We start from the raw sequence: 17,937 nt of genomic DNA, 5'->3' as shown, positions 1-17,937 counted from the left end.
TTCTCTCACAAGGGGAGAAGGAAAGAGTGCGACAACCGTCCGATTGCCCCTGATGCATCGCCGGTCTATTTAGATCGGCATGAGCGACACCACCTCACGCCTCGCCGGCTGGATCAATCTCGCCAACCCGACGCGCTTCGTCGGGCTGGCCGACAAGGTCATTCCGTGGCTCGCGGCGACCGCTGCGATCCTGCTCGGCGTCGGCCTCTATATGAGCTTCACCGCGCCGGAGGATTTCCAGCAGGGCATCACGGTGCGCATCATGTACATCCACGTGCCTTTCGCCTGGCTTGCCATGATGTGCTACACCATCATGGCGATCTCGGCGCTCGGCACGCTGGTCTGGCGCCATCCGCTGGCCGACGTGGCGCTGAAGGCAGCGGCTCCGATCGGCGCCACCTTCACCGCGCTCGCGCTGATCACCGGCTCGATCTGGGGCAAGCCGATGTGGGGCACCTGGTGGGTGTGGGACGCTCGGCTGACCTCGGTCTTCGTGCTTTTCCTCATGTATCTTGGGATTATCGCGCTGACCCGCGCACTGGACGACGCCGGCCGCGCCGCCTGGGCCGCCGCCATCATCACGCTGGTCGGCTTCATCAACATACCGATCATCAAATTCTCGGTCGATTGGTGGAACACGCTGCACCAGCCGGCCTCGGTCTTCCGCCTCGGCGGCCCGACCATCGACCCTTCGATGCTGTGGCCGCTCGCCGTGATGGCGCTTGGCTTCACCGTGCTGTTCTTCGCGCTGCACCTGATGGCGATCCGCACGGAGATTTTCAGGCGCCGCGTGATCGCGATGCGCAGGGTTGCGGCGCGGCAGGCGGAACGGCAGTAGATTTTCGACCAATAGCGGTCTGTCGCGTTCCTTCTCGCCCCCCTCTGTCCTGCCGGACATCTCCCCCACAAGGATGGTGGCTTTCGGCAACTTTCAGCGTTTGGAGGAGGGCGCGACGCCCGAGCCGCCAATCTCCCCCCAAAAGTGGGGGAGATGTCCGGCAGGACACGGGGGGCGCTGTCCCGCCAGCCTAGACGAACTTAAAACATCTGCGTGCGTCTGAGGATCCTCAAGCCATCTTCCCCCGCGCCGCCACCGGCAGCGTTTCCAGCACCTTGTCGCCGTCGATCAGATGCACCTGGTCGAACAAATTCGTCACCACGCAGCAATGATCGGGAACCACGCGCACGCGCTCGCCAATGCGCAGGGCGCCGCCGTCTGAAAGCGTGACGTTGCCGTGCTCCTCGCTCAGTCCAGTCACTCGCGCGCTGGGCACGCCGAGCAGCTCGCCGAAATCCGGCAGTCCTAGCGTATCGGAGGACAAAGCCTTGCTGCCGCTGTCGAGGATGGCGCGGGAGGGCGTCGGGTGGCTGACCACGGTGGCCAGCACCGTCAGCGCGCAATCGTCGAGCGTGCCGACGCCTTTGGCGACCTGGTAGCGGTCGAGATAGATGTAGGTGCCGGGCCGGTATTCGGTGACGACGCTGTCCTCGCCCGAGCGCCACATGTCCGGCGTGCCTCCGCTGGAGATGCGCCGGCATTCGAGCCCGGCCGCCGCAAGCGTCTCGCGCGCGTTCCGCAGCCACGCCTCGGCTTCGGCGGCGCGGCCCGCCGCCGGATAAGTCATCAGCCCGCCGAAGGTTAGTCCTCTGGCCTGGTCGATCACTTTCGCCAGTGCAACCGCTTCGGCCGGGCTCTGCACGCCGCAGCGGCCCATGCCGGTGTCGCATTCGACCAGCACCGGCAGCGGGTGGCCGGTATCGGTGAAGGTCGCGGCTAGCCCTGACAGCGTTTCGTGGCTGTCCGCCGTGACCGACAGCGTGACGCGGCCATGCAGTGCCTTCAGCCGCTCCAGCTTGGCGCGGCCGAGAATGTTGTAGGGCAGGAAAATGTCCTCAAGCCCGGCATCGGCCATCACCTCGGCCTCGCCGATCTTCTGGCAGGTTATGCCGACCGCGCCAGCCGCGACCTGCTTCTTCGCCCAGTAGGGCAGCTTGTGCGTCTTGATATGCGGGCGGAGCTTCAGCCCGTGGCGGTCGGCATGCGCCTGCGCCTTTGCGATGTTGGCTTCGGCGCGGGCCGCGTCGATCAGGATCGCCGGCGTGTCGAGATCGTCTATGCTTGCCATGAAAATCACCGTTCAAAAGCATGTCTCCCGAAAGTGGGAACCGGTTTCGGGATAAAGACATGCGCAATCAAAAACCCGTTGGGGTTATGGGCTCGTTCGGGCCGGATGTCACGGGGCCAGAGCCGCCAGTTTGCGTCGACAGCGGACCGGCATTGCGATATTCGGGTTGGCAGATTTCAGCAGGCAGCGGCCGGAAGGAAAACGACCATGAAGCGCTCCAAAATCAACGACATCATCCGCGAAGCCGACGCCTTCATCCGCTCGTTCGGCTACATCATGCCGCCCTTCGCCTACTGGTCGCCGGAAGAGATGAAGGCGCACAAGGCGGACTCTTCGGCCATTTTCAGCTCGCGTCTCGGCTGGGACATCACCGACTACGGCCAGGAGAAGTTCGATGAGCTTGGTCTCTTCCTTTTTACCGTCCGCAACGGCCGCTACGCGGACATGAAGCTCGGCATGGGCATGCTCTACGCCGAGAAGATCATGATCTCGCGCAAGGACCAGCTGTCGCCCATGCACCGCCACAACATTAAGGCCGAGGACATCATCAACCGCGGCGGCGGCAAGCTGGTGCTGGAACTGTTCATGCACGACCGCGACGGCGGCATCGACCCGAAGGCCGAAGTGTCGGTGCCGGTCGACGGCACCATCACCAGATTGCCCGCCGGCGGGCTCCTGAAGCTCGACCCGGGCCAGAGCGTGACGCTGCTGCCGGGCGTCTGGCACGCCTTCTGGGCCGAGGGCAAGGACGTGCTGATCGGCGAGGTCTCGACCGTCAATGACGACCTCACCGACAACGTCTTCCGCGATCCGATCGGCCGCTTCTCCAACATCGAGGAGGATGTGGCGCCGGTTCACCTTCTGGTGTCCGACTACGAGAAGTGGGTGGGGTAGGCGGGGGCGCTGAGGCTCTATCCGGTCTGATTAAGGAGTGCGCGCAGCCGGCGCACTTCCGCGACCAGGCGAGGAACGTCCTGCCGCGCAGCCGCAATGAAATCTTGCTCCGCGACGGTCGCACCGGACCTTTCAATGTCTTCGCCGCGCTCTGCGCCGTTGCCGGTCTGGATGAAGTTGGATCCTCCGTCGAAATCCCGACCTTCGTCCCAAGATTTCCACGGTCCGGGGCAGGCTGCGGCCGCCCGCGATTCCATTTCCTGAAGTTCGAATTCGGGCAACGAACTCATCATTCCCTCGCTTAGGCGTCTACCGCGCGTACTTGTCCGCCTTCCGATTGCCCAGCAGCAGCTTGCGCTCCAGGTGCGCGCGCAGCTCGCCGTAATAGGCGGTGAGGAATGCCCTTGAATCGACTGGCTCGACCCTGGCGCCGATCTTGCGGCCTATCGTTTCCGCCACCGCTTTCATCGCGAAATAGTCGTCGCGGCGCAGCACTTCCTCCAGCTTGTGCAGCTCGGCGATGCCATAGGCGTCGAGCTGCGCGGCGCTGAACTGGAAGCGGGTCGCGACCGGATCCTTGCGCAGCGACAGATCCTCGAGCAGCGCCACCTTCGGCGCCTCGACCACCCAGGTTCCGGCGAGCAGGTCGCCAATCCGCAGCCGGTCGCGGTTGAAGAGCGGGAATAAGGAGAACAGCAGCGCCCACACCAGGCCGAAGATGGTCGACAGCGTGTCGGCGACGCCGGCGCTGCCGCGCGCCGCCAGGATCGACAGCGGCAGGAACACCTCGATCTCGCGCATCAGGTTGCGCGCGATGACCTGGTCGAGGCTGAGGCCGGCGCCGCTGCGCGAAGCGACGCGGACGCCGACCATCCGCTTGCCGGGCGTCGCCGCCCGCCGGCCCGCCTCGAAGGCGATGAAATAGACGTTGCGCAGCAGGAAGATGAAAATGATCCAGACGATGAAGAGCGGTTCGGCGTCCTTCACGCCGAGCCCGCCCAGGCCGAAGATCGCGACAAGGCTGACCGCGACGGCGGCGACGACGATGATCACCACATCGAGCAGGAATCCGGAAGCCCGCGTCCCGGCATCCGCCAGCTTGACGCGCAGGTCCACGCCCTCCGGCGTGACCAGCGGGCGCACCAGCGCGGCGGGATTCCTAGCCGTTGCCATGCCGCACCATCCGGAACAGGTAGAAATAAGAAATCCAGAACGCCAGCATGCCGCCGCCGATCGAATAGCGGGCGATATCGCTTGTGATCGTCTGCCGGCCGATGCCTTCGAGCAGGCCGGCAAACAGCAACATCACGACGACGCCGACCATCGCGGTCGCCGCCACGCGGCCCGCGCGTGAGGCCGCGGCCATGCGCGTCAGCTCGCCGGGAAAGGCGATGCTGGTGCCGATTCGCATGCCGGCCGCGCCCGCGATGGCGATGGCAAAAAGCTCCGTCGTGCCGTGGATCGACAGCCAGCCGCCGAGCTCGAAACCGAGCCCCTTGGCGGCATAGATCTGGAAGATGGCGCCGAGCATGCAGCCGTTCATCAGGATGATCAGCACGCTGGGCACCGCGAAGGCGAAGCCGAGCGCGAAGGCCAGGATCGACACCTGCGTGTTGTGGGTGAAGAGATAAGCGGCGAAGCCCGAGAGAAAGTGGTCGCCGCCGCCATAGAGCACGCTGCGCAGCATCTCGGCCGACGAATCCGGATTGCGCCCGCCGGCGAGGCTCGGCGCGATGATGGCGTCGTACCAGCGCTTGTCGGAGGCGACCAGCCAGTATCCGGCAGCGGCACCGATCACCGTCAGGGCGACCGACGCCCACACCTCGCGCCACAGGTCGCGGATCGCCGCCGGCCAGTCGTGCAGGAAGAAGTCGCCGATGCGCGTTCTCAAGGATCGCCGCGCGCCATAGAGGTAAAAATAGCCGCGCAGGCAGAGCGCTTCGAGATAGGCGATGAGCGCGCTGTCGAGCGAAGTGGCGCGTGCCACCGAAAGCGAGGACAGCGCCGAGCGGTAGAGGAGGGGCAGTGACAGCAGCTCGTCTTCCGACAGCGCGCGCGGCGCGCGCTTCTCGACGCGGGCAAGCAGCGCCTCGAACGCCTTCCAGCCGGCCTCGCGCTCCTGGCGGAAGCTTGCCAGCGACTGGCGGAGCGTATCGGTGCCGGCGGGCAGCATCATAAGAGGTTTTCCTCCTTGAGCTGGATATAGCGCTCGACCAGGGCGGGGCCGAGCCGCTGGTGGTCGGCCTCGATGACATGCGCGCCGAGCAGCCTGAGGCGTCCGATCACCACCTGCCGCTGTTTGAGCAGGTCGCCGGCGGTGACCGCGCGGGCCACGTCCTCCGGGACGGTAGGCGCCATATCGGCCAAGGTCTCCAGCTCGACATCCTTCATCAGCATGAACAGCACCAGATGCCGCTCGGTCAGCCGCCCGACGGTGCGCAGCATCAGCTCGGCGCTGATCGAGTCGACGAAATCGGTGAAGACGATGACCAGCGAGCGCCGGTCGAGCTTCGCGGCGAGCGTCGTCAGCGCCAGGGTGAAATTGGTCTCCTCGGTCGAATAGTCGATCTCGGCGGCGCGCTTCTGGATCATGGTGAAGCTCGGCGAGCCGCGCACGGCGCCGCTGGAAACGCGCGGCCTGGCGTCGAAAGAAAACAGGCTGACGAGGTCGCCGCCCTTGAGCGCAATGAAGGCGGACAACAGCGCCGCCGTCACGGCCCGGTCGACTTTCGGCACGCCCTCGACCGGCTCGCACATCAGCCGCCCGCTATCGATGGCCAAGACGATGTTGTTGTTCTCTTCGATGCGGAATTCGCGGGCAAGCAATTTGCCGTGGCGGGCGCTGCGCTTCCAGTCGATCATGCGCCGGCCCATGCCGGGCTGGTAGTCCTTGAGCGCCTCGAACTCGCGGCCCTGGCCGGCGCGCTTCTGCGCATGGCCGTCGGCAAGAGCGGAGCGCTGCAGCAGCGTGATCGCCTCGTCGCGCGCGCGGCTGACATCGAGCAAAACCGCTATCTTGCGGTCCACCGGCAGCACGGCCTGGTTCCAGACCAGCCCGAACGGCCCTTGCCAGCGCAGCCATAGCCGATCGAAGCTGGCGATGCCGCGCCGAACGGCGTCGAATTCGAGATCGAGCGTGCCGCCATTCGCCGGCAGCGTGCCGCCCGTGCCGTTGACCGGCGCCAGCCGCTGGTCATGCCCGACGCGCGCCTGCAGCCGCCGCGTTCGCGCCCCGAGACCGGCTGCGATGTGCAGCGTGAAACGTCCGCCGACGCCGACCTGCGGCGGCGCGGTGAGCGTGGCGCTGAGCGACGCGCGTCCGCGCCCGGCCGCCGCGTCGACCGCCAGGAAGGCAAGCAATGCGCAAATCCAGAGCAGCCCGAGATACCAGACATGCGGCAGCGCGAGCGCGGTCAGGAAGGCGGGAATCGCTCCCGCCGCCGCCGCCCATACCGCTCTGCCGCTCGGATAGATCAACGCGGCGCTTCCGTCTGGTCGACGAGGTCGGACACGATCTGCTCGACCAGCCGTCCGTCGATCTGCGCCGCCGGCGAGAGGATGACGCGGTGGCGCAGCGCCGGCACGGCTAAAGCCTTGACGTCGTCGGGGATGACATAGTTGCGGCCGTCGAGCGCGGCCCGGGCTCGCGCCGCGCGCGCCAGCATGGCGCCGGCACGCGGGCTTGCGCCGACCTCCAGATCCGGGCTTTCGCGCGTGCCGCGCACGAGGGCAGCGATGTAGCCGACGACGTCGTCGACCAGCGTGACGGCGCCCACTGTGGCAAGCGCCGCCTCCAGCGTCTTGCGGTCGGTCTGCGCCTTGATGCCGTATTGCTCGATGTTGTGCGAGGCGGAGCCGCCGCCGTGGTGGATGATGATGGCACGTTCTTCCTGCGCGTCCGGATAGCTGACCCGGTGCTTGAACAGGAAGCGGTCGAGCTGGGCCTCGGGGAGTGGATAGACGCCTTGATGCTCGATCGGGTTCTGCGTCGCCACCACCATGAAGTTCTTGCCGAGCGAATGGGTCGTGCCGTCGAATGTGACAGCGTGCTCCTGCATGGCTTCGAGCAGTGCAGCCTGCGTCTTCGGCGGCGTTCGGTTGATCTCGTCGGCAAGCAGCAGATCGCAGAAGATCGGGCCGCGCGTCAGCGTGAACTGGCCGGTCTGGAAATTGTAGATGTTGGCGCCGACGATGTCGCCGGGCATCAGGTCGGGCGTGAACTGGATGCGCCCATAGGCGACGCCGAGCGCCTGCGCGAAGCAGCGCGCGGTCATGGTCTTTGCGGTACCGGGCGGACCTTCGAGCAATATATGCCCGCCGGCGAACAGCGCCGTCAGCATCAGATCGACCGTGTCGCGCTGCCCGGTGATCGCTTTAGCCACCTCTTCCCTGATCGCGCTCGCCAGGGCTTTCACTTCAACGACGTTCACCGAGCCTCCTTGCCGTCCAGTCATGCAGCTCTTCCGCTGCTTCATGCATTGCGGCCAATGTTTTGGAACCGTTCGCAGCCTTGAACCGCGCGGTGAAGCCGTTCGCTTCATTTTTGTCGCGGGAATCCAGCCAGCGGTCTAGCGCTTCACCCTGCAGCCCGTGCGGCGCGCCAAGCAGCGCGGCGGCGCGCTGGCGCATCAGCGCGGCATAGCGGTCGCCGAGTTCCTGCAGCCGTCCTGCCCGCTTCAGGAGCATTGCCGTGGTGTCGACCAGCGCCTGCTTGCCGAAGGCGATGGCGCGACCCTCGGTGCGCGGCGGCCCGAAGCGACCGAGCCCGTGCAGGAAGGCGAGGGCAGCCGCCACCAGCACCGACAGCGTCAGCGCCAGGAAGGGCGGTTCGACCAGGAGCTTGCCGAGATCGTAGTTCTGGCCGATGCCGTGAAGCGTCAGGTCGAACATAACCGCGCCCTTGGCGGGCTCCAGCATGGCGATCATGTCGAGCGCCGCTGCCGCCTTTTGGGGATCCTTCAGCGCCGCGTTGTTGATGAGATCGGGATCGGTCAGGATGTAGAAGGGTTCGCTGTCGAGTTCGGTGAGAACAGCCTTGCCGTCACCCGCGGCAATCAGCGGATGATTGTCGGCTACCCATTGCAACTCCTCGGGCACGGCGATCTTGCGCCCCTCTATATCGATCCGATCGACCGATGGCTTGCCGTCGCCGAGCTTGGCCTTGGCGAGGCGACCGAGCCAGTCGTTGACCGCCGTTGCGGGCAGCCGCTCGACTTTCGTCTCCCAGCCCTCCTGGCCCGGCTGCGGAAAGGTGACCCATTTGGGCAGCACGAAAAGCGTGTGCTTGCCCAAGCGGAGCTTGATGATGCGCTGAAGCGCCGCCGGGTCGCTGTTGGGCGCGATGGTGACGATCAGCAGGAATGTGGATGCCAGGGGAGATTGCAGATCCTTCTCCCCGCGCGCCATGGGCGGCGCCTGCCCGTTGGTGAGCTTCAGCCATTCCATGAGCCCGGCATAGCCGGTGCCGCCCTTGGAGAGCGGTGTTGCGCCGCCCTGGGGCTGACGAAAGTCCGGAGCGTAGGTCGAGAGCAGGAAAAATCCGGCGGCCGCGAGCAGGCTGGCGAAGATGCCCCAGAACAGCGTCCTGCGGCTGAACGGCTCTTGTGCCTCTGTCGCCTCCGCGCTCATGCCCAGGCATCCCGGAAGGCAAAGCGCTCATAGGCGCCGCGCGCCTGCTGCCAGCCCTCGGCGCCGACCGGCCGGCGAGCGAACAAGGCAGCCTCGACGATGCGCGCGATCTCACTGAAGGCAGCGCGGGGGCGGGACGGGATGGAACCTGCGGCGGCGATGTCGCGCGCGGTCAGCGACGGGCGCAGGAAGTCGGGCAGGCGGCTGGCGATGTCGGCAACGCTGCGCCGGAGCAGCAGATGCACCGCCTCGTCATAGTCGCCGCGCGCGGCGAGCGCATCGGCTTCGGAGAGCAGGATCTGAGCCGCGCCGGCATCCGGGCGCCATTCCTCCTGCGCCTCCGCCTCCTTGCTCACGCGCCGCCACGGCAGCCGCCAGGCGATGCCCTTCGCCTCGAGCACGAGCAGGAACACGATGATTGCGACGCCGATGATCACCGCGCCCCAGAACAGATAGACCATGTAAGGGCCTAGCTTTGCCAGGGCTTCCAGAAAAGGCTTCAGCCATTCCGGCGGCTCCGGCCGCACCAGCCCCGGCAGGTCAAACTGGATCGAATCGTCAGCCAGCAGCTGCTTGTGCATCTTGGCCAGCCATTCGGCGTCCGCTGTGGCCGGCTGCGCCGCTGTCACCAACTCGCTCCCCTGCTACCTACGGGTTCGACACTGGCAATACCGCAGGACAATTGCAAGTGATTGGACGCGTCTCGTCAATACTGGCAGATTTGCTTTGGGGCGATTGGCTGGCGTGGAGCGGCCAAGCAGGGGAGGGGGTCATGACTTCAGCCGCGTTGGTACGGCAGGAGAAGTATCAGATCGGCCGAGTGTTCAACAACACTTTCTCCGTGATCGGTCGTAATATTGTACTCTGCGTTGGTCTTGCGGCGCTGTTTTCAGGACTGCCGCAACTGGTCACCCAACTCATGCCACAACTGGTCACCCAGCACGTGGGTCTGAATTCCCATACTGGAAATCCGGCGAATTTTGCCGCGGCTATCACGAACCACAAGCTCGGCTTCATCATTGGAACTGCGGTCATTGTAATACTTTATCTCGCCTTTGCGGTTCTGTTGCAGTCGAGCCTCGTCCGGGTGGCGATCGAGGACATGAACGGCAAGAAGCCGACTTTCGGGGATTCCATCGCAACAGCGATCCGCTTCCTGTTGCCCACGGTCGCCATAGGTCTGCTTGTAGCGCTCGGCGTGGGCGCGGCCTCGATTGCCTTGCTGGTGCCCGGAATCATCCTCGGGCTCGGCTGGTCGGTGGCAATACCGGTGCTCATTCAGGAGCGCTTGGGCGTCTTCGGCTCGATGTCGCGCAGCCGCGCCCTGACCAAAGGCAGCCGCTGGGCTCTGTTTGGCCTTTTCGTGATCCTGGTCATCATGGGGCTCGTGATTCAATCCATAACCGGAGTGGTCGTTTATCTATTCCATGGCATCGTCGCCGCCGTCGTGGCCGCCATGGTCCAGAGCATCGGCTCGATGGTGGGTTCCGTCGCAGCCGCGGTCAGCTATGTCGAACTGCGCCAGGTCAAGGAAGGCACCGGCGTCGATGAACTGGCGGAGATATTCTCGTAGTCTGGGATGCTGGCGAGGCCGGCCGAAGTGCTGGTGAGCGGCAGCCCCCGCTGAGAGCCTGCCTGAAAATCGTCATCCTGGCCTCAAATCAGAGCGCGACCGTGAGCTTTTTCTGCAGCCGGCGGTTCTGGCTCACACCGGGAATACCCGAAACAATTGCAAGTCCACTGGACGGAGCTCGCAGTTCTTGGCAAATTTACTTTGAAGTTGCCGAATTGGATTCGGCGGCGGCTCGGGGGAAAGCTATCATGACCACTGCGACATTGGGACGACCAGGCAGATTCGAAATCGGCAGGGTGTTCAACAGCACTTTTGCCGTCATCACGCGCAACATAGGACTCTGCGTCGGGCTTGGGCTTTTGTTCGCCGGCCTGCCGACGCTGCTCATCAGGTTGTGGACCCAACCGCAGATGGAAGCGGTTATGAACGGCGATCCGAGTGCCATGGCGGATCCGAACGCGGTGCTGCGCAACTCCTATCTCAGCATCCTCGCGGGATTGATTTCCTTCGTCTTCACGCTGCTGCTCCAGTCGTCGCTGGTGCGGGCAACGATCGAGGATCTGAACGGAAGGCGGCCATCCTTCGGCGACAGCGTGCAGATTGCCATCCGCTTCCTATTGCCGACGCTTGCGATCGGCCTGCTCGTCGGCATCGGCTCTGCGCTTGCTATGATCGCGCTGATCGTCCCCGGCATCATCCTGTGGCTTGGCTGGTCGATGTCGGTTCCCGTTCTCATCCAGGAGCGGTTGGGCGTATTCGGCTCGATGTCGCGCAGCCGAGCGCTGACCAAAGGCAATCGCTGGTCGCTGTTCGGCCTCTTCCTCATCCTGGTCATCATCGCGATGGTCATCCAGTGGGGGATCCTGGTGGTGCTGCTTCTCTTCGGCGGGATCCTCGCCGAACTGGGCGCCGCCGTGGTGCAGGCCGTCGTCTCGATGGTGCTCTCCGTTGCCACCGCGGTCAGCTATGTCGAACTGCGCCAAGTCAAGGAAGGCACCAGCGTCGACGAATTGGCGAAAATCTTCTCTTAGCAACGGCCTGGCCGCCTTCCACTTTGAGGGCGGCCGCCCGCTGTCTCAACGACAACAGCAGTGGTCTGCCTGCACGCTCGTGCGGCAGAGGCATGACGATGTGATCGGCACGTCCGCCTTGGTCAGCGCCAAAGCAAGTTTCGCCTGCAAGCCCGGCAGCTCCTCGCTCTCGCGGCGCCCCTTCAGGCATTCGACCAGCCCGTGTAGCGCCCAGACATTGTCCGGATGCTGGGCGCAGCGCTGCACGGCGCCGCTGAGGCCCAGATCGTCGCGATCGGTCCTGGGAGGAATCAGGACTCGAGCCAGACCGTCTCGAAATGCTGCTCGAGCGCCTGGTGCTGCTCGCAGCCATGCACGCCCTTGCGGTAGGTGCGGTAGACCGAGCGCCAGTAGGGCTGGATGATGATGCCGGAGTCGCGCAAATTCTGCTCGATCTTGGCCATGATCTCCTTGCGCTGGGCGGCGTCCGGCGTCGCAAGTGCTTTATCGAGAAGCTCGTCGAACTCCTTGTTCGAATAAGCGCTTTCGTTCCAGGCCGCGCCTGATTTATAGGCCAGCGCCAGCACCTGGACGCCGAGCGGACGGCCGAGCCATTCGGTGCAGGAGTAGGGGAACTTGCTCCAGTCGTTCCAGAAGGTGGCGGCCGGCAGCACGGTGCGCTTGATCTTGAGGCCGGCCTCGCGGATCTGGGCGGCGATCGCGTCGGCGGTGCTCTTTTGCCATTCGATGTCGACCGAGATCAGCTCGTATTCGTGCTCGGCCTTGCCGGATTCGGCCAACAGCTTCTTCGCTGCGTCGACATCGCGCTTGGCCGGGCCGATATCGGCGAATTCGGGATGCATCGGTCCGACATGGTGGTTATCGGCGGGCTTGCCCCTGCCGTCGAGGCCGAGCTTCAGCACGGCCGCATTGTCGACGGCAAGCTGGGCGGCACGGCGCACCTTGACGTCGTCATAGGGCGCGTTGCCGACATTGAAGCGCGCGACGATGGTCGAGCCGGTCGCGATCTCGGAATTTTCGAGCCCCATCTGCTCGGTCTGCGACACGGCGTCCGAGGCGGTCTCGTGGTCGGTGTCGATCTCGCCGGATTCGAAAGCCGACAGCATGGCGTTGGGATCGGAGCCGTAGTCGACCCACTTGATGCCGTCGAGATAGAACTCGCCCTTCCACCACTTGTCCTTGCGCTTCACCTCCGCACCGGTCTCGGCGTCCCAACTCACCAACTCGCACGGGCCGGTGGTGATGGCCAAAGCCTTCTTCGGATCGGCATCGCCTTCATAGGAGCGGTGCATGATCAGCGCCGGATAGTCGGCCATGCCGGCGATCAGCGAGATGTCGGACTTTGGCAGGTTGAGCTTGACGGTGTAGTCGTCGACTTTCTGGATGCCGCCGTCGACCGGCTTCTTGGTGTCGGCGTTGACCAGCGCACCCATGCGCGCGGCGACCGAATTGCCGGCGACCGAGGCATCGCACCAGCGGTTGAGGTTGTGGATCACGTCGTCGGCGTTGAAAGTGTCGCCGTTCGACCAGGTGATGCCTTTGCGCACGTGAAGCGTGATCGTCTTGGCGTCGTCGCTGGTCTCCCAGTTTTCGAGCAGCCAGGGCTCGAAGGTGAAGTCGGTTTTCCAGCGCACCAGATATTCGTTGCAGTGACGCGCGACATTCGACATCTCGACGCCATCGAAAGTGCGCGGATCCTTGAAGCCCTTCACGTTCATGGCGACGCGCAGGACCCCGCCGCGCTTCGGCTCCTCGGCCCGAGCGGGCGAGGGAGTAAGGCCGCCCAGCGCCAGCGCGCCGGCGGCGCTGACGCCCAAGCCGGCCATAAGCGCCAGATACTCGCGCCGGCTGATCGCGCCCTTCTTGAAATCACCCGCGGTCGGCTTTGCCCGCGGGTGCAGTTTTCTGTCGGTCAGCATGAATTTCATTGTCGTTCCCTCTATTGTTGGTGCAGGTCGCCCGCGCGGCGGCTTTTGGCGGCAACGACCTGCACGAAACCCAGGGGCGCCCCCCTGCCGTCAGGCGCGGAGGCGGATACGGCCGCTGGGCGCCGTTGCCTGCGAGGGGATCATAGGTCCGCTTTCCGCGACGAAATGTTTGGTTTTCCGCAATTCTTGTGCGCTGTTCCGCAGGCTAAAGTTGGCTGACGCGCATAATTGCTGCGCCTTGCCGGGCGGCTGGGTCTCCGGTCTTCGCGGTCAGAGCTCTGCGTAAAGTTGCGCCGCATTCTCGAAGGTGAAGCGCAGCGGCACCGATCCCTCGACCTGCCACACGCTCACCGTGTCGCCTGCCATCAGCCGGCAAGCGTCGAGCGTGTTGGTCACGGCGCCGCCATAGAGGCGGTTGGCGAGGTTGAGGATGCCGGTCTGGTGCATGGCGCTGCTGCCGCTGCCGCAGGCATCCTTGACCAGGAGCACGCGAAAACCGTGCGCCACCGCGTCCTTCACCGTGGCGTCGATGCAGGCTTCGGTCCACACGCCGGCAATCACCAGCCATTCGATGCCGGCTGCTTCGAGCTTGTCGCCAAAATCGTTCTTGCCGAAGACGCTGGCTTCCTGCTTGACCAGAGTGGCTTCGCCGTTTTGCGGCGCCACTTCATGGCAGATCGCCGTCAGCGGATCGTCCTTGTCGGAGAAGGCCGACTTGCCGCTCTCGTCGAGCGGATGGAACGGCCGCGCCTCGGCGAGGTCGACGATATAGGCCCAATGATAGAGCGGCACGAAATTGCGCCGCGCCGCCTCCTGCAGGCGTTCGACGTTGGCGAGGATGTCGGCAAAGCCCTCGACCAGATAGCGTTTGTCCTTGCGATGCTCCTCCTGGAGATCGATGAACACCGCGGCCACCGTGCCGCGCCGGATGGAAATGGGGGATTTCATGCGGATGCTCTCAAAGGGGTGCGGCGGCGCGTCGGAATGTGCCGCAGCGTATCAGCTTCGTCATTCCAGCGCGAAGCAGCCGCGAAGCGGCGTCGCGAAGACCCTGGAATCCATTCCGTTACCTTGACCGAAGAGTGCGGCCCAACAGAATTCTGCACCGTTGCGGCGCTCGGACGTAACGGAATGGATCCTAGGGTCTGCGCCGCGTCGCTTCGCACCTTGCTTCGCCCGAGGATGACGACGACATGAGTGCTGCGGCCAATCTCGAACGCCTGCGACAACGTATGGGCGGCGCCAACACAGCGTATCGGCATCAAACCGCTCATTCCAGAAACTCATCCTCATAAGGAAACCGCGAAAGCAGCTCGGTCCCCGTTTCGGTAATGAGAATCTCGTCCTCCAGCTTGACGCCCTCGCGGCCGCCTTTCTCGCCGATATAGCTTTCGACGCTCACCACCATGCCCGGCACGATCATGCCGTCGCGGCCGTACGTCTCGTAATCCATCGCGTGGGCGATGAAGGGCGTCTCGCCATGCATGCCGACGCCGTGCATGACCGAGGTATAGCGCTGGTCGACGAAGCGGTCCGGGATTTTCCAGGCCCTCTCGGCGATCTCGCGGAAGGCCATGCCGGGTTTCACGATGGAAATGTTGTGCTGCACCTGGTCGTGCGCCATGCGGTAGAGCGATTTCTGGTAGGGCGTCGGCTTGCCCGGGCCGCAGCGGAAGGTGCGCGAGAAGTCGGAATAATAGCCGTAGCAGCCGATGGTGTCGGTATCGAGCGCGACCAGCTCGCCCGGCCTGATCTTGCGGCCGCTCGCCTCGTTGAACCACGGATTGGTGCGCTGTCCTGAAGTCAGCAGCCGGGTCTCGATGAACTCGCCGCCTTGGCGGATCACCTCGTGATACATAATGGCGAAGAGCTCGTTTTCGGAAACGCCGGGCTTGATCGCCTCGCGCACGGCGGCCACCGCGGCTTCGGCTCCAGCCATGGAGGCCTGCAGGCATTTCACCTCCTCTAGCGTCTTCACCGCACGCACGGCAAGAATCTCGCCCTGGCAGTCCTTCACCTCGCAGCCGCGCTTTTCCAGGGCGAGCGCCTGCAGATGGCTGCAGCGGTCGAGGCCGAGCTTCATCGAGCCGCCGCCATGCTTCTTGAGCAACTCGGTGATCTCGTCGGCGAACGGACCCGCCGTCTCGTCGTCGCGGCCGGAGACGGAGGACCAGACGAGCTTGGAAGGACGCGCCTCGTCGATCGTGTCGAGCACCATCGAGACATGGTAGCTCTGCGGATATTCGAACAGCACGATCGGCCCTTCGGTCGGGATGAAGAAGTAGCGGGTCGAATTGCGCAGGAAATAGCCGAACATGTTGCGCGAGCCGGTGGCGTAGCGCTGGTTATAGGGGTCGAACAGCACCACGCCGCCATAGCCCGCCTCGCGCATCCAGGCGCGCAGTTTGGCGAGGCGCCCCTTGCGCAGTGCGTCCGCATCGATGAAGGAGGGCTCGGTGTCGGAGAGCCACATGCCGCCGGCGGGATCGGCCGCGGCCGGATGGCGCATGCGGTCCTTGAAGTCCACATCCTCGGTGCTGTCTGGATCGAAAACGACGATGCTCATGGGTGCCTGGCCTTGAGTAGGTTGTAAATGCCGACCATGGCGCAGGAGGGGAGAAGGTATTGTGCGGAAAGCCGCTCGTGCTGTGCCGGATGCCGCTGGCCGTGTGGAACTGCAACCGCTAAAATTCTGCTCGATGCCTCATCAGCTTTGAGACTTTGTGGTAAAGTCGCTGAATAATCTGGTATTGCGGACCACACCGTGGATTATCGAATAGCGCTTGGCCCCTTATACATCCTGCTTTTTTTCAGCTTCTGCCTTCTGGCCTATATTCAGCCGATTCTGCATTGGCTGGCCGACGATTTTGGCAACACAACCATGCTCGCATGTCTGGCGGCATATTTCGGCATTATCGTCGGATTGGTTTGGGCTATCAACAAAATCAACAAAGCATTCCCGACATTGGACCTTCCGCCTTCTTCCAATCGCCAAGGGGTGATCTGGGATGTCGCGGCGACCTATGAAGAGGCAAGGCCCAACGTCGCCGCCGAGAAATCGCCGCCTGTCAAAGTCCGGTCGGAAACTGGCAAACCGGACGTTGAACTCTGATCCTACCGCCGCCGCATCGCCTTCGGCGCCTGCCCATGCTCCTCCTTGAAAGCCCGCGCGAAACTCGACATCGAAGCAAAACCGCACGCCAGCGCAACATCGCGCACCATCAGCGTCGAATGCGCCAGCAGATCGGCGGCGCGCTTCAGCCTGAGCCGCCGGTAATAGCCGTTCGGCGAGATATCCAGCTCGGCGCGGAAATTGCGCTCGAGCTTGTCGGGCGAGACCCCAAGCCGCTCAGCCAGCTCCGCCATGCCGAGCCGTTCCTCGACCGCGTCCTCCATGATGGCGATCGCCGACAGCACCAGCTCGTTCTGCACCCCGGTGCGCAGGCGCAGCGGCATCAGCTTGCGGTCGACGCTCGACCGCAGGGGAGAGTGCACGAACCATTCCGCGACACCCGCGGCAAGCTCGGCGCCGTAGTCGCGCGTGATGATCTCCAGCATCATGTCGAGGCTGCCGACGCCGCCGGCCGAGGTAAAACGCTTGCGGTCGATGACGAAGAGATCGCGCCTGAGCTCGATGTCGGGAAACGCCTCGGTGAAAGCGGCCTGGCTGGTCCAGTGCAAGGTGCAGGCATGGCCGTCGAGCAGGCCGGCGCGGGCGAGGAAGAACGCCGCATCCGCCACCGCGCCGATATGCGCGCCACCGCGCAGGCTTTTGCGGATCCAGCTCATCGCCTCGTCGGCCACGACATGGTCGGCATCGCCGCCCGAGCAGACGACGATGCGATCGACCTTCGGTGCGTTGGCGGCCGAGAAGCCGGGCTGGATGACGACGCCGTTGGAGGCTTCGACCGTGCCCTGATCCGCGCCGACGATCACCCATCGGTAGCAGTCGCGCTTCGCAAGAATGTTGGCGCCGCGCAGCGGCTCGATGACAGAAGAAAACGCCATCATCGGAAAGCCGGGAAAGACCAGCACCGCAAAGGTGAGCGGGGTCTCGCCTGCCTCCGGCTGCGCGCGGTCGCGTTTTCGGTTGGCGAGAATGGCGCTCACGACTTGTGTATTTCCCGCGCGCAGCATTGGTGGCAGATAAGGCCAAACTGTAGCGGGCGCTTCAGCGCCTTAGCAACGGAGAAACGACCAGGATGTTTGCGGCAACGGCCCTCGACACGAGCAACAAGCCGGCCTTCTACGATGAGCTGGCCAGGCAATTGAAAGCGCTGCTGGAAGGCGAGCGAGACTCGATCGCCAACGCCGCCAACACCTCGGCGCTCATCTACCAGATGGTGCCCGACCTCAACTGGGCGGGTTTCTATTTCCTTCAATCCGACGAAGAGCTGGTGCTCGGCCCCTTCCAGGGCAAGCCGGCCTGCGTGCGCATAGCGGTCGGCAAGGGCGTCTGCGGCACGGCGGTCGATCTCGATATGTCGATGCTGATCAAGGACGTGCACGATTTTCCCGGCCACATCGCCTGCGATGCCGACTCGCGCTCGGAACTGGTCGTGCTCTTGCGCGACGACGAAGGCATCTTCGGCGTGCTCGATCTCGACAGCCCGCTGCCAGGCCGCTTCGACAAGGAAGACCAGGCCGGCATCGAGAAGCTTGCCGCGATCTATGTGGCCGCCAGTTCCTTTGAGGACTGAACTCTTAGCGGACTGCGGTACGGCTCCGCCGCTGGCTCAACGACCCTGTCTTGCGCT

General features: G+C 64.4%; 19 protein-coding genes and 1 pseudogene. 6 read left to right on the top strand and 14 right to left on the bottom strand.

Going from position 1 to position 17,937, the window contains the following annotated elements; translation table 11 throughout:
• Positions 1-79: 79 nt before the first annotated feature.
• The gene (locus P9228_RS18800) at positions 80-838 is read left to right on the top strand and encodes a heme ABC transporter permease (protein ID WP_278054821.1); all 759 of its coding nucleotides are present in this window, start codon (positions 80-82) and stop codon (positions 836-838) included.
• Positions 839-1,067: 229 nt separating this feature from the next.
• On the opposite strand, the gene P9228_RS18795 is transcribed toward P9228_RS18800, so the two are convergent.
• Positions 1,068-2,126, bottom strand: coding sequence for a D-TA family PLP-dependent enzyme (locus tag P9228_RS18795; RefSeq protein WP_278054819.1), 1,059 nt, complete (start codon positions 2,124-2,126; stop codon positions 1,068-1,070).
• 207 nt (positions 2,127-2,333) lie between these two features.
• Here P9228_RS18795 and P9228_RS18790 point away from each other — a divergent pair, with 207 nt between their 5' ends.
• Positions 2,334-3,020 (top strand): D-lyxose/D-mannose family sugar isomerase, encoded by a 687-nt coding sequence (locus tag P9228_RS18790; protein ID WP_067329872.1) that lies wholly within the window; start codon positions 2,334-2,336, stop codon positions 3,018-3,020.
• 17 nt (positions 3,021-3,037) lie between these two features.
• On the opposite strand, the gene P9228_RS18785 is transcribed toward P9228_RS18790, so the two are convergent.
• From P9228_RS18785 to P9228_RS18755, 7 genes are read right to left on the bottom strand one after another with little or no spacing between them, the layout of a single operon-like run.
• Positions 3,038-3,310: a hypothetical protein gene (locus P9228_RS18785; protein ID WP_164747543.1), complete on the bottom strand. Its 273-nt coding sequence runs from the start codon at positions 3,308-3,310 to the stop codon at positions 3,038-3,040.
• A 19-nt stretch (positions 3,311-3,329) separates the two neighbouring features.
• Positions 3,330-4,193: an RDD family protein gene (locus tag P9228_RS18780; RefSeq protein WP_067329877.1), complete on the bottom strand. Its 864-nt coding sequence runs from the start codon at positions 4,191-4,193 to the stop codon at positions 3,330-3,332.
• Positions 4,180-5,196, bottom strand: a complete 1,017-nt coding sequence (locus tag P9228_RS18775; RefSeq protein ID WP_278054815.1) for a stage II sporulation protein M — start codon at positions 5,194-5,196, stop codon at positions 4,180-4,182. Before P9228_RS18775 ends, P9228_RS18780 begins: the two co-directional genes overlap by 14 nt.
• Entirely contained in the window at positions 5,193-6,497 is a 1,305-nt protein-coding gene (locus tag P9228_RS18770) for a DUF58 domain-containing protein (protein WP_278054813.1), read from the bottom strand. Before P9228_RS18770 ends, P9228_RS18775 begins: the two co-directional genes overlap by 4 nt.
• Positions 6,494-7,450, bottom strand: coding sequence for a MoxR family ATPase (locus tag P9228_RS18765; protein WP_278054811.1), 957 nt, complete (start codon positions 7,448-7,450; stop codon positions 6,494-6,496). Before P9228_RS18765 ends, P9228_RS18770 begins: the two co-directional genes overlap by 4 nt.
• Positions 7,437-8,648: a DUF4350 domain-containing protein gene (locus tag P9228_RS18760; protein ID WP_278054809.1), complete on the bottom strand. Its 1,212-nt coding sequence runs from the start codon at positions 8,646-8,648 to the stop codon at positions 7,437-7,439. The genes P9228_RS18765 and P9228_RS18760 overlap by 14 nt, the downstream gene beginning before the upstream one ends.
• Entirely contained in the window at positions 8,645-9,277 is a 633-nt protein-coding gene (locus tag P9228_RS18755; protein ID WP_278054807.1) for a DUF4129 domain-containing protein, read from the bottom strand. Before P9228_RS18755 ends, P9228_RS18760 begins: the two co-directional genes overlap by 4 nt.
• Before the next feature lie 143 nt (positions 9,278-9,420).
• On the opposite strand from P9228_RS18755, the gene P9228_RS18750 reads away from it, so the two are divergent.
• Together P9228_RS18750 and P9228_RS18745 are read left to right on the top strand one after the other, a co-directional pair.
• Positions 9,421-10,221, top strand: coding sequence for a hypothetical protein (locus P9228_RS18750; RefSeq protein ID WP_278054806.1), 801 nt, complete (start codon positions 9,421-9,423; stop codon positions 10,219-10,221).
• 248 nt (positions 10,222-10,469) lie between these two features.
• Entirely contained in the window at positions 10,470-11,252 is a 783-nt protein-coding gene (locus P9228_RS18745) for a hypothetical protein (RefSeq protein ID WP_067000573.1), read from the top strand.
• 45 nt (positions 11,253-11,297) lie between these two features.
• Here P9228_RS18745 and P9228_RS18740 read toward each other — a convergent pair.
• The 5 genes and pseudogenes from P9228_RS18740 to P9228_RS18720 form a co-directional block, all read right to left on the bottom strand.
• Positions 11,298-11,525 (bottom strand): annotated as a pseudogene (locus P9228_RS18740) (hypothetical protein); the annotation flags it as partial.
• Between the two features lie 17 nt (positions 11,526-11,542).
• The gene (locus P9228_RS18735; RefSeq protein WP_278054804.1) at positions 11,543-13,180 is read right to left on the bottom strand and encodes an ABC transporter substrate-binding protein; all 1,638 of its coding nucleotides are present in this window, start codon (positions 13,178-13,180) and stop codon (positions 11,543-11,545) included.
• 270 nt (positions 13,181-13,450) lie between these two features.
• Positions 13,451-14,128, bottom strand: coding sequence for an isochorismatase family protein (locus tag P9228_RS18730; RefSeq protein WP_067329902.1), 678 nt, complete (start codon positions 14,126-14,128; stop codon positions 13,451-13,453).
• Positions 14,125-14,454 (bottom strand): hypothetical protein, encoded by a 330-nt coding sequence (locus tag P9228_RS18725; protein WP_127241462.1) that lies wholly within the window; start codon positions 14,452-14,454, stop codon positions 14,125-14,127. Before P9228_RS18725 ends, P9228_RS18730 begins: the two co-directional genes overlap by 4 nt.
• A complete protein-coding gene (locus P9228_RS18720) occupies positions 14,451-15,746 on the bottom strand; it encodes a Xaa-Pro peptidase family protein (RefSeq protein ID WP_067329905.1) in 1,296 nt (431 codons plus the stop codon). The genes P9228_RS18725 and P9228_RS18720 overlap by 4 nt, the downstream gene beginning before the upstream one ends.
• Positions 15,747-15,944: 198 nt before the next feature.
• On the opposite strand from P9228_RS18720, the gene P9228_RS18715 reads away from it, so the two are divergent.
• The gene (locus P9228_RS18715; protein ID WP_067329908.1) at positions 15,945-16,292 is read left to right on the top strand and encodes a hypothetical protein; all 348 of its coding nucleotides are present in this window, start codon (positions 15,945-15,947) and stop codon (positions 16,290-16,292) included.
• A gap of 2 nt (positions 16,293-16,294) precedes the next feature.
• Here P9228_RS18715 and P9228_RS18710 read toward each other — a convergent pair whose 3' ends face one another.
• Positions 16,295-17,191 (bottom strand): GlxA family transcriptional regulator, encoded by an 897-nt coding sequence (locus P9228_RS18710; RefSeq protein ID WP_245433081.1) that lies wholly within the window; start codon positions 17,189-17,191, stop codon positions 16,295-16,297.
• Between the two features lie 191 nt (positions 17,192-17,382).
• Here P9228_RS18710 and P9228_RS18705 point away from each other — a divergent pair, with 191 nt between their 5' ends.
• Positions 17,383-17,880: a GAF domain-containing protein gene (locus tag P9228_RS18705; protein ID WP_067000588.1), complete on the top strand. Its 498-nt coding sequence runs from the start codon at positions 17,383-17,385 to the stop codon at positions 17,878-17,880.
• Positions 17,881-17,937 lie beyond the last annotated feature (57 nt).

Origin of the sequence: Mesorhizobium sp. WSM4898, from assembly GCF_029625845.1 — a bacterium.
Classification (GTDB): Bacteria; Pseudomonadota; Alphaproteobacteria; order Rhizobiales; family Rhizobiaceae; genus Mesorhizobium.
Note: the sequence above shows the minus strand (reverse complement) of the source record. Positions and strands in the feature narration are given on the sequence as shown.